10 protein-coding genes are annotated in these 10,222 nt (G+C 75.1%); 7 read left to right on the top strand and 3 right to left on the bottom strand.

Annotated elements, in window-relative coordinates; translation table 11 throughout:
* Positions 1–132 precede the first annotated feature (132 nt).
* Positions 133–285 carry a hypothetical protein gene (locus tag KBX37_RS21825; RefSeq protein ID WP_210777776.1) on the bottom strand — a complete coding sequence of 51 codons (153 nt, stop codon included), beginning with the start codon at positions 283–285 and terminating at the stop codon, positions 133–135.
* A 204-nt stretch (positions 286–489) separates the two neighbouring features.
* Here KBX37_RS21825 and KBX37_RS21830 point away from each other — a divergent pair, with 204 nt between their 5' ends.
* Both KBX37_RS21830 and KBX37_RS21835 read left to right on the top strand, forming a co-directional pair.
* Positions 490–1,230, top strand: coding sequence for a response regulator transcription factor (locus KBX37_RS21830; RefSeq protein ID WP_210777788.1), 741 nt, complete (start codon positions 490–492; stop codon positions 1,228–1,230).
* Positions 1,208–2,710, top strand: a complete 1,503-nt coding sequence (locus tag KBX37_RS21835) for a HAMP domain-containing sensor histidine kinase (RefSeq protein ID WP_210777777.1) — start codon at positions 1,208–1,210, stop codon at positions 2,708–2,710. Before KBX37_RS21830 ends, KBX37_RS21835 begins: the two co-directional genes overlap by 23 nt.
* Before the next feature lie 137 nt (positions 2,711–2,847).
* Here KBX37_RS21835 and KBX37_RS21840 read toward each other — a convergent pair whose 3' ends face one another.
* Positions 2,848–3,699, bottom strand: coding sequence for an arginase family protein (locus KBX37_RS21840; protein ID WP_210777778.1), 852 nt, complete (start codon positions 3,697–3,699; stop codon positions 2,848–2,850).
* A 37-nt stretch (positions 3,700–3,736) separates the two neighbouring features.
* Between KBX37_RS21840 and KBX37_RS21845 the strand changes: the two genes are divergently transcribed.
* Positions 3,737–4,417 carry a helix-turn-helix domain-containing protein gene (locus KBX37_RS21845; protein WP_210777779.1) on the top strand — a complete coding sequence of 227 codons (681 nt, stop codon included), beginning with the start codon at positions 3,737–3,739 and terminating at the stop codon, positions 4,415–4,417.
* A gap of 74 nt (positions 4,418–4,491) precedes the next feature.
* On the opposite strand, the gene KBX37_RS21850 is transcribed toward KBX37_RS21845, so the two are convergent.
* The gene (locus KBX37_RS21850; protein ID WP_210777780.1) at positions 4,492–4,887 is read right to left on the bottom strand and encodes a VOC family protein; all 396 of its coding nucleotides are present in this window, start codon (positions 4,885–4,887) and stop codon (positions 4,492–4,494) included.
* 195 nt (positions 4,888–5,082) lie between these two features.
* Between KBX37_RS21850 and KBX37_RS21855 the strand changes: the two genes are divergently transcribed.
* The 4 genes from KBX37_RS21855 to KBX37_RS21870 all read left to right on the top strand — a co-directional run bounded on the left by KBX37_RS21855 (position 5,083) and on the right by KBX37_RS21870 (position 10,179).
* Positions 5,083–5,232 (top strand): hypothetical protein, encoded by a 150-nt coding sequence (locus KBX37_RS21855; protein WP_170285311.1) that lies wholly within the window; start codon positions 5,083–5,085, stop codon positions 5,230–5,232.
* Between the two features lie 15 nt (positions 5,233–5,247).
* Positions 5,248–6,660: a bifunctional 2-polyprenyl-6-hydroxyphenol methylase/3-demethylubiquinol 3-O-methyltransferase UbiG gene (locus tag KBX37_RS21860; protein ID WP_210777781.1), complete on the top strand. Its 1,413-nt coding sequence runs from the start codon at positions 5,248–5,250 to the stop codon at positions 6,658–6,660.
* Complete coding sequence (locus KBX37_RS21865) at positions 6,653–8,710, top strand: sulfatase-like hydrolase/transferase (protein ID WP_210777782.1); 2,058 nt, start codon at positions 6,653–6,655, stop codon at positions 8,708–8,710. Before KBX37_RS21860 ends, KBX37_RS21865 begins: the two co-directional genes overlap by 8 nt.
* A gap of 185 nt (positions 8,711–8,895) precedes the next feature.
* On the top strand, positions 8,896–10,179 hold the full coding sequence (locus KBX37_RS21870; protein WP_210777783.1) for a citrate synthase: 1,284 nt from the start codon (positions 8,896–8,898) through the stop codon (positions 10,177–10,179).
* The last annotated feature ends 43 nt before the right edge of the window (positions 10,180–10,222 follow it).

Genomic DNA, 10,222 nt, shown 5'->3' on the forward strand with positions numbered 1-10,222 from the left:
GACGGGGCCGGTGCGCGGGGCGCGGGCCAGACCGCGACGCACTGACCCGCCAACCAGTCCGGCCCGGCCGATCCCGCACCAGCGCGGCGATCGCGAGCATCGCCGCCCGGGTCGCGTCCGGCGCGGCGACGGTCACCGCCCGCCACGGTGAGGCTGGCGGGCCGCCGGTCCGCGGGTCCGCGGGTCGAGCACGTCCGCCGCGCCTGGGGCTAGCGCGGCCCGGTCGGTCACCGCGACCCGCGCCACCCGCCCCCGGTACGCCCAGCGGACCTCCTCGACCTCCATGGCCCGAGCCTGCCGTCGCAGCATGGATCCGACGTGGGTCGGGCCTGTGCCCGCGCTGTACGGCCCGACCCGGCGGGCCGCTTCGCCCGGCGTGGCGTTGCCCGGCCCGGTACGGTCGAGCCGACCCGTGTCGGCGCGCACAGCCCGTGCACAGGATGCGCACAGGACAGCGCCAGGCACGGCGCCCACGATGGGGGCATGGTGATGGACGGGCAGGCAGCGCAGCAGCGGATCGAACTCCGTCGGCCCGACGGCGAGCCGGTCCGGGTCCTGGTGGTCGACGACGAGCCGACCCTGACCGACCTGCTGTCGATGGCGCTGCGCTATGAGGGCTGGCAGGTGCGCAGCGCCGGCAACGGGATGGCCGCGCTGAGCACGGCCCGGCAGTTCCAGCCGGACGCCGTGGTCCTCGACGTGATGCTGCCCGACCTGGACGGCTTCCAGGTGCTGCGCCGGCTGCGCGAGCAGACCCCGACCGTGCCGGTGCTCTTTTTGACCGCCCGGGACGCCGTCGAGGAGCGGATCGCCGGGCTGACCGTCGGCGGCGACGACTACGTCACCAAGCCGTTCAGCCTGGAGGAGGTCATCGCCCGGCTGCGCGCGCTGCTGCGCCGCTCCGGCTTCGCCGTGGCCGCCCGCGAGAACGCCGTGCTCACCGTCGGCGACCTCAGCCTCGACGAGGACAGCCACGAGGTGCGCCGGGGCGGCGAGCTGATCACCCTCACCGCCACCGAGTTCGAGCTGCTGCGCTACCTGATGCGCAACCCGCGGCGGGTGCTGAGCAAGGCGCAGATCCTGGACCGGGTCTGGAACTACGACTTCGGCGGGCAGGCCAACGTCGTGGAGCTGTACATCTCGTACCTGCGGAAGAAGATCGACGCCGGGCGGGCGCCGATGATCCACACGCTGCGCGGCGCGGGGTATGTCCTCAAGCCCGCGGAGTGACCCCGGCGGCCGGCTGCGCTCCTGGCTGGCCGGGCGGTCCCTGCGGACCCGCCTGGTCGCCGCGGTGGTGGCGCTGCTCGCCCTGGTCAGCATCGCCATCGGCGGACTGACCACGGTGGCGCTGCGGCACTTCCTGGTCGTCCAGGTCGACAACCAGCTCACCGCCGACGACCGCCGGCAAAAGGAACTCCCGCCCTGGTACCGGCAGTTCGCCGAGCGGCAGCGGGCGAACGACCAGCGGGCGCCCGAGCCGCCGCCCGGCTTCCCACCCGACTCGATCGCGGTCAAGGTCGTCGACGGCGGTGTCGCGTCCGCGCGGATCCGCAGCAGCTCCGGGCCGACGGAGGCCCTCCCGGCCGCCGACGTGTCGGCGCTGACCCGGATCCCGACCGACGGGCGGCCGCGCAGTGTCGACCTGGGCGGGCGGGGCGACTACCGGGCGGTGGCCCGACAGGCGCCCGACGGCGACGTGCTGGTCTTCGCCATCCCGCTGGCCGGGGTGCAGGAGACCGTCTGGTGGATGATCGCCGCCCAGGCGGGCGTCGCCGCCGCCGGCCTGCTGGTCGCGGGCGCCCTGGGCGCCCTGATCGTGCGGGCCACGCTGCGCCCGCTGAACCGGGTCGCCGCCACCGCCGCCCGGGTCACCGAGCTGCCGCTGGACCGGGGCGAGGTGGCCCTGTCGGTGCGGGTGCCCGAGAGTGACACCGACCCGCGTACCGAGGTCGGGCAGGTGGGGGCGGCGCTGAACCGGATGCTGGGGCACGTCGCCGCCGCGCTCGCCGCGCGGCAGGCCAGCGAGACCCGGGTACGCCAGTTCGTCGCCGACGCCAGCCACGAGCTGCGTACGCCGCTGGCCGCGATCCGCGGCTACGCCGAGGTGGCCCGGCGCGGACGGGACCGGGTGCCGCCGGACGTGGCGCACGCGCTGCGCCGGGTGGAGTCGGCCAGCACCCGGATGACCAGCCTCGTCGACGACCTGCTGCTGCTGGCCCGGCTGGACTCCGGCCGGCCGCTCGCGGCGGAGCCGGTCGACCTGACCGCGCTGATCGTCGACGCGGTCAGCGACGCGCACGTCGCCGGACCGGAGCACCGCTGGCAGCTCGACCTGCCCGACGAGGTGCTCGACGTGCCGGGCGACGCCGTCCGGCTGCACCAGGTGGTGGCGAACCTGCTGGCCAACGCCCGGGTGCACACCCCATCGGGCACCACGGTGACCACCCGGCTGGCCCGTACCCCCGGCGGCGTGCAGCTCAGCGTCGCCGACGACGGGCCCGGCATCCCGCCCGAGCTGCAGGGCGAGGTCTTCGAACGGTTCGCCCGCGGCGACAGCTCCCGGTCCCGGGAGCACGGCAGCACCGGCCTGGGCCTGGCGATCGTGGCGGCGGTGGTGGAGGCGCACCACGGGTCCGTCGAGGTGGAGAGCCGGCCGGGTCACACCGTCTTCCGGGTGCTGCTGCCGGCTTCCACAGCCGACGCATAGCCCGGTCACGGGCTGGGCCACCGCGCCGTCGCGGCCGGTCGAAGTCGCGGTGCTGGTGGCGGCCAACCTGGCCGGCACCGCCCTGCGCTTCCTGCTGCTGCGCCTGGCCATGCACCACCGCCGGCCCGCGCCCGGGGTCAGGGACTGAGGGCGGCGGCGAGGACCTCGACGAGGCGGCGCGCGTACCGCCCGTCGGGGTCCCCGTCGACGTCGAGGTCGGCGACGCTCATCCCCAGCAGGCGTCCGGAGCGCACCAGCGGAGTGGTCAGCGCGAGCAGGTCGGCCCAGTCCAGCCCGTCGGGCTCCGGGTACGTCACGGCTGGCAGCACCCGCGGGTCGAGCACGTCGACGTCCAGGTGCAGCCAGGCCGGCCCGGCGCCCTCCGCCGCCAGTTCGCGGCCGACCGCCCCGGCTCCCCGGCGCCGCAGCTCCGCCGCCGGCAGCTGGGGGATCCGCGGGTCCACCCGGTCGGCCTCCCGCCGGGCCTCCTCGTCGCGCGGCGGGCGGTGGCCGACCAGCCGGACCAGCTCCGGCGCCACCAGCGGCGCCGCCCGGTCGAAGAGGTCCGGGCCGTGGCCGGTGAGGATGGACAGCTCCATGTCGGCGCCCTCCCCGGTCGCCGAGCCGAACCCGTCGTAGAAGTCCGGGTGACCGTCGAGGAACCACAGCCCGCTGCCGGGCGGCAGGGCGAGGAAGACGCCTAGCAGGATGGTGCAGTCCCCGCCCAGGACCAGCGGGTGCCGCCCGGCGGCGCGGACCGCCGCCACCTGCGCGGCGATCGCCCGACCGGCCCGGCGGACCTGCTCCGCCCCGATCAGCCCGGTCGCCGGGTCCCGCGTGGCGTCGTCGATCCGGGCGTCGACCGCTCCGCCGTCGTCGGCGCCCAGCGCGGCCAGCAGGCCGGCGGCCCGCAGCGCGCCGGGGCCGCGTTCCTCACCCCGGCTCCGGCCGGAGGAGTCCAGCGCCGCGTCCAGCACCGTCCATCGCACAGGCGCAGGTTAGCCCCGACGTGGCAGGCTGGGTGCGATGTACCGGGAACGTCGGGCGGCCCTGCGGGGCGCCGTGCTGTGGGCCGCCGTCAGCGAGGGCGCGGCCACCCGGGTGCTGCCGGACGGCTGTCTCGACCTGCTCTGGTCCAGCCGGTCCGGCCTGCTGGTGGCCGGGCCCGACCGCGCGGCGTACCTGAGCGTCGCGGCGCCGGGGGAGCGGTGGCTGGGGCTGCGGCTGCCGCCGGGCGCCGGCCCGGCGGTCTTCGGCGTCCCCGCCGACGAGCTGCGGGACCGCCGGGTGCCGCTCGACGCGCTCTGGGGCCGCGCGGCGGCCGAGGTCGCCGAGCGGCTGGGAGACCGGCCGACCGGGGCCGCGCTGGAGGCGGTCGCCGCCGCCCGGCTGGCCGCCGTCGGCGGTGCCGACCCGCTCGGCGCCCGGGTGGCCGCCCTGCTCGCCGCCGGCGCCACCGTCACCGCGGCCGCCGCCGAGGTCGGCCTCGGCCCGCGCGTTCTGCACCGGCGCAGCCAGGCCCTCTTCGGGTACGGCCCGAAGACCCTCGCCCGCATCCTGCGGATGCGTCGCGCCCTCGCAATGGCCCGCACCGGCGTCGGGCTGGCCGAGGTGGCCGCGCGCAGCGGGTACGCCGACCAGGCGCACCTCACCCGCGACGTGCGCGAGCTGGCCGGCGTCCCCCCGACGACCCTGCTGCGGAGCTGACCCGCGTGCGGTCGGTGCGGGGCTGACCCCGGCGGCGATCGCTCGTCGCCCGGCGCGGGACCCAGCGGTCACGGTCAGCCGGGCAGCGGGGCGTACAGGTCGACCCCGTTGCCGTCCGGGTCGTGCAGCACCGCGTACCGCTGGCCCCAGAAGGCGTCCCAGGGCGGCAGCTCGCCGTGGAAGCCGGCGCCGGTCAGCTCCGCCCAGTAGCGGTCCACCTCGGCCGGGTCGGCGCAGCGGAAGGCGAGGTTGACCCGGGGGCTGCCGGTCGGCGGCGTCCACCCGGGGTGGAAGGTGCGGACCATCGTCACCGCGTCCCAGGCCAGCCGCAGGCCCCCGGGGAGGGTGACCTCCACGTGGTCCTCCGCGTCGGCCTCGGGCGGGACGGCCAGTCCCAGCCGCCGGTAGAAGTCGAGACTACGGGCCATGTCGGCGACGGCCATGCCGACCAGATCCAGGTGAAGTGCCATGGCGACACGCTAGGCCCGCAGCGGGGTCGGGGTCTTGAACGGAACGGACGGGTCGCAGTGGTCGGTGTGGGCCGCACGACCGCCTCCGGCGGCGTACCGTGACGAAGGAACAAGTCCGGCCTTATGGGTGGAAAAGCCGCATCTCGGCGTGCCCGCAGCGCCGGCCCACACGAGGGCGAGGGAAGGGAGCGGTCGGTGATTCACCTGGCCTACCTGGACGCGGGGTCCGGCAGCCTGATCGTGCAGGCGGTGGTCGGCGGGGTCGCGGGGGCGGCCGTCGCCGCCAAGCTCTACTGGCGCCGGCTGGTCGACCGGTTCCGCCGGCAGCCCACCGACCGCGGCTGAGCAGGGTCCACCCCCGTGGCGGTCCCCGACACCGGGATCCGGGTCGAGCCCGGCTCCTTCCGCGACCCGGCCAACCGGGTCTTCCACGCCGGCGACGAGGTGCTGCGCGGGCTCGGCCCCGACGGCGCCCGTGACTGGCGGGCGCTCTCCGGCAGCGCCTTCTTCGCCGAGCTCCTCGCCGAGGGCAAGATCTGCGGCACCGAGCCGGTCGACGCGACCCGGTTGCCGGGCTGGACGGCGGTGCTGCGGCACGAGCGGATCCCGTTCGTCTCCCACCCGTACGAGTGGTCGTTCGCGATGCTGCGCGACGCGGCGCTACTGCACCTGGAGATCCTGCGCCGGGCGCTGTCCGCCGGCTTCACCACCAAGGACGGGTCGGCCTACAACCTGCAGTGGCGCGGCGTCAGCCCGGTCTTCATCGACGTGGGCTCCTTCGCGCCGCTCGCCGAGGGCGAGCCGTGGGCGGGCTACCGGCAGTTCTGCCAGACCCTGCTGTATCCGCTGCTGCTCCAGGCCCACCTCGGCCTGGACTTCCAGCCCTGGTTGCGGGCCCGCGTCGACGGCATCGAGCCGGACCAGATGCGCCGGCTGTTCCGGGGCGCCCGCCGGCTGCTGCCCGGCGTGCCGACCCACGTGCACCTGCACGGCGCCATGCAGGGCCGCAACGCCCGCGCCAGCACCACCGACGTCCGGGCCCAGCTCAAGGCCGCCGGCTACTCCCGCGACCTGGCCCTGGCCACCGTACGCGGCATCGACCGGCTGATCCGTCGCCTGGACCGGCGCGACGAGGGCAGCCACTGGGTCGACTACCAGCGCACCTGTGGCTACACGGTGCGGGACCGGGAGGAGAAGGAGAGCTTCGTCGAGGCGGCGGTGGCCGCCGCCCCGGCCGGGCTGGTGCTCGACCTCGGCGCCAACGACGGCCGGTACGCCCGGATCGCCGCCCGGCACGCCGCGCAGGTGGTCGCCGTCGAGCAGGACCCGGCCGTGGTGGACACCCTCTACCGGGCCCTGCGCGCCGAGGGCGAACACCGGATCCTGCCGCTGGTGATGGACCTGGCCGACCCTTCGCCCGGGGGCGGCTGGCGGGGCGTGGAGCGGGCCAGCTTCGGCGACCGGGCCCGGGCTGACGTGGTGCTCGCCCTGGCCGTCGCGCACCACCTGGCCATCGGTTGCAACGTGCCGCTGCCCGAGGTGCTCGACCAGCTCGTCGCGTACGCCCGGCCCGGCGGCCGGCTGGTGGTCGAGTTCGTCCACCCCGAGGACCCGATGGTCCGCCGGCTGCTGGCCAACAAGCCGGACGGGATCTTCCCCGACTACCGGCGTGACGAGTTCGAGCGGCTGCTGGCGGCGCGCTGTCGGGTCGAGCGGCAGCGGGAACTGCCCTGCGGCACCCGCACGCTCTACCAGGCGGTGGTGGGTGGCTGACCCGGTCCTCGCGCCGCCGGCCGACCGGCGCGACCCCGGTCCGCCATTCCCGTCCACCCCGGCGACCGTTGGGCGGTGGCGTGCCGAGCTGGGCCGGCTGCTGGAGGTGGCGGCCCTGCTCGGCCTGGTGGTCACCCAGCCCCTGCTCGACGTGCTCGGCCGCAGCCCCGACTTCTTCCTGTTCCACCGCGCCGCCCCGCGCGACGTGCTGCTGCTGGTGGCGCTGATCGCGGTGCTGCCCACGCTCGCCGTCGCCCTGCTCGGGCTGGTCACCGGGCTGGCCGGCGGGCGAGTCCGGCGGGGCGCGCACCTCGCGATCGTCGGGCTGCTGCTGGCCGCGCTCGCGGTGCAGGTGGGCCGGCACGCCACGCCGCTGCGGGGCGTACCGCTGCTGCTCGCCGCCGTGCTGCTCGGCGGCGCCGCGGCGGCGGCGTACGCCCGGTGGGGCGGGGTGGGGCGGCTCCTGCGGGTCGCCGCGATCGGGCCCCCGGTCTTCGTCGCGCTCTTCCTCTTCGCCTCGCCCGCCTCGGCGGTCGTGCTGCCCCGGGCGCACGGCGGCGCGGCGGGGGTGGCCGGGCCGGGGGAGCACCCGCCGGTGGTCATGATCGTCCTCGACGAGCTGCCGCTGGTCTCCCTGCTCGGCCCGGACGGCAGAATCGACGCCACGGCCTACCCGCACTTCGCCGAGCTGGCCGCCGGGTCGACCTGGTACCGCAACGCCACCGGGGTCAGCGGCTGGACGCCGTACGCGCTGCCGGCGATGCTGACCGGCCGCTACCCGGCGCAGCCGCTCGCCCCGCACTACTCGCAGTACCCGGACAACCTGTTCACCGCCCTCGGCGGCCTGTACGACGTCCGCGCCCAGGAGAGCATCACCCGGCTCTGCCCGCCCAGCCGCTGCGACCAGCCGACCGACCCGGAGCAGGGGCTCGGCGTGCTGGTCCGGGAGAGCGGCAAGCTGCTGCGGCAGGTCGCCGCGCCGGTGGACAGCCGGATCGACCCGGAGGAGTCGTACCGGGAGCGGACCCGCGCCGAGGCCGGCGTGGACGCCGCCGAGCCGGTCCCGGCCGACCCGAGGTTCCGCTTCGACAACCTGGACGACAACCAGCCGGCCCGGTTCACCAGCTTCCTGGCCGGCCTGCGCCCGTCGTCCCGGCCCACGCTGCACTTCCTGCACCTGCTGATGCCGCACGCGCCCTGGACGTTCCTGCCCTCCGGGGCGCGCTACGCCGCCCCCGAGGACCTGCCCAACGACGGCGCCGGCTGGGTCGAGCTGGCCCGGGCCCGGCACCTGGCCCAGCTGCGCTACACCGACCGGCTGGTCGGCGAGACCCTGCGCACGCTGCGCGCCTCCGGCCTCTGGGACAAGGCGCTGATCCTGCTCACCGCCGACCACGGGGTGAGCTTCACCCGGGACTGGCAGGGTCGGGGGCTGGACGCGATCGACCACGCGGCCGGCGAGGTGGCCTGGGTGCCGATGTTCGTCCGCACCCCCGGGCAGCGGGCCGGCCGGGTCGACGACCGCAACTGGGAGCACGTCGACCTGCTGCCCACCATCGCCGACGAGGCGCACGTCCGGATCCCCTGGCGGGTCGACGGGCGCTCGGCCCGCCAGGCACCGCGGCAGAGCGCCGAGAAGCACTTCTACGACCGGCCGGGCCAGCCGCTGACCCTGCGCGGCGGGGTGCCCACCCGGCCGCCGGACCCGGCGCCGCACCCGCTGCTCGGCACCCAGGTCGGCGACCGGCCGACCGGCGGGACGGCCACCGTGGCGAACCGGGCGGCGTTCGAGCGCGTCGACCCGGCCGCCGGCGAGCTGCCGGCGCTGGTCTGGGGGACCGTGCCCCGGCAGGTGCCCGACGGCACGCTGCTCGCGGTGGCGGTCAACGGCCGCGTCGGCGCGGTCGTGCCGGTGGTGCCGCGGGACAAGGGGGGCCGCCGCTTCGCCGCCCTGCTCCCCGACGACCACCTGTACCGCGCCGGGACCAACCGGCTCGACCTCTACCGGGTCGGCGCCGACGGCGACCTGCGCCGGCTCACCCTGTCGTAGCTTCGTCCCCGGCGTCCGTCATCGTCGGGGTCGCCCGCGCTCACCAGGGTTTCCCAGCCGTAAGGCCGGGAATCGGGTGACGCATACCTCACCACCGAACCACGGCGGGCGGTACCCCGGGACCCGTGATTACGGTAAAAGCGAAGGCAATTCAACGAAGATTCGCCGGCGAAGCGAGGAACCACATGACGGAAGTCAAGCTCGATCACCCCGGTGGGCAGCTTTCGATGCCGGTGCAGGCCGCGGTCGAAGGCCCCGCGGGCATCGGGGTGAGCAAGCTGCTGAAGGAAGCCGGGATGACCACCTACGATCCCGGTTTCGTCAACACCGCGTCCTGTTCGTCCGAGATCACCTACATCGACGGCGACGCCGGCATCCTGCGCTACCGCGGGTACCCGATCGAGCAGCTGGCCGAGAAGTCCTCCTTCCTGGAGGTCTCCTACCTGCTGATCTACGGCGAGCTGCCCACCCAGCAGCAGCTCACCGAGTTCAGCGACCGGATTCGCCGGCACTCGCTGCTGCACGAGGAGATGCGCCGGTTCTTCGACGGCTTCCCGCGCGACGCGCACCCGATGGCCGTGCTCTCCTCGGCCGTCAGCGCGATCTCGACCTTCTACCAGGACAGCCTGGACCCGTTCGACTCGGAGCACGTGGAGATGTCCACGATCCGGCTGATGGCGAAGGTCCCCACCATCGCCTCGTACGCCTACAAGAAGTCCATCGGTCAGCCGCTGCTGTATCCGGACAACTCGCTGGGCTACGTGGAGAACTTCCTGCGGATGACCTTCGGCGTGCCGGCGGAGCCGTACGAGGTCGACCCGGTGGTGGCCCGCGTGCTGGACATGCTCTTCGTGCTGCACGCCGACCACGAGCAGAACTGCTCGACCTCCACGGTGCGGCTGGTCGGCTCCAGCAACGCCAACCTCTTCGCCTCGGTCTCGGCCGGCGTCAACGCCCTGTTCGGCCCGCTGCACGGCGGCGCCAACCAGGCCGTGCTGGAGATGCTGGAGAAGATCAACGCCGATGGCGGTGACGTCCGCTCCTTCGTCCGCAAGGTCAAGGACAAGCAGGACGGCGTGAAGCTGATGGGCTTCGGCCACCGGGTCTACAAGAACTACGACCCGCGCGCCGCCATCGTGAAGAAGGCCGCCCAGGACGTGCTGGGCCGGATGGCCAAGCCGGACCCGATGCTGGACATCGCGATGGAGTTGGAGGAGATCGCCCTCGCCGACGACTTCTTCGTCACCCGCAAGCTCTACCCGAACGTGGACTTCTACACCGGCCTGATCTACAAGGCCATGGGCTTCCCGGCCAAGATGTTCACGGTGCTCTTCGCGCTGGGCCGGCTGCCCGGCTGGATCGCCCAGTGGCGCGAGATGATCAACGACCCGGAGACCAAGATCGGCCGGCCGCGGCAGATCTACACCGGCTCCCCGGAGCGGGACTACACCGCGATCGCCGAGCGCTGAACCACCCGTACCACGAAGGCCGTCGACCCGGAGGGTCGGCGGC

The organism is Micromonospora sp. U56, assembly GCF_018070095.1.
Classification (GTDB): domain Bacteria; phylum Actinomycetota; class Actinomycetes; order Mycobacteriales; family Micromonosporaceae; genus Micromonospora; species Micromonospora purpureochromogenes.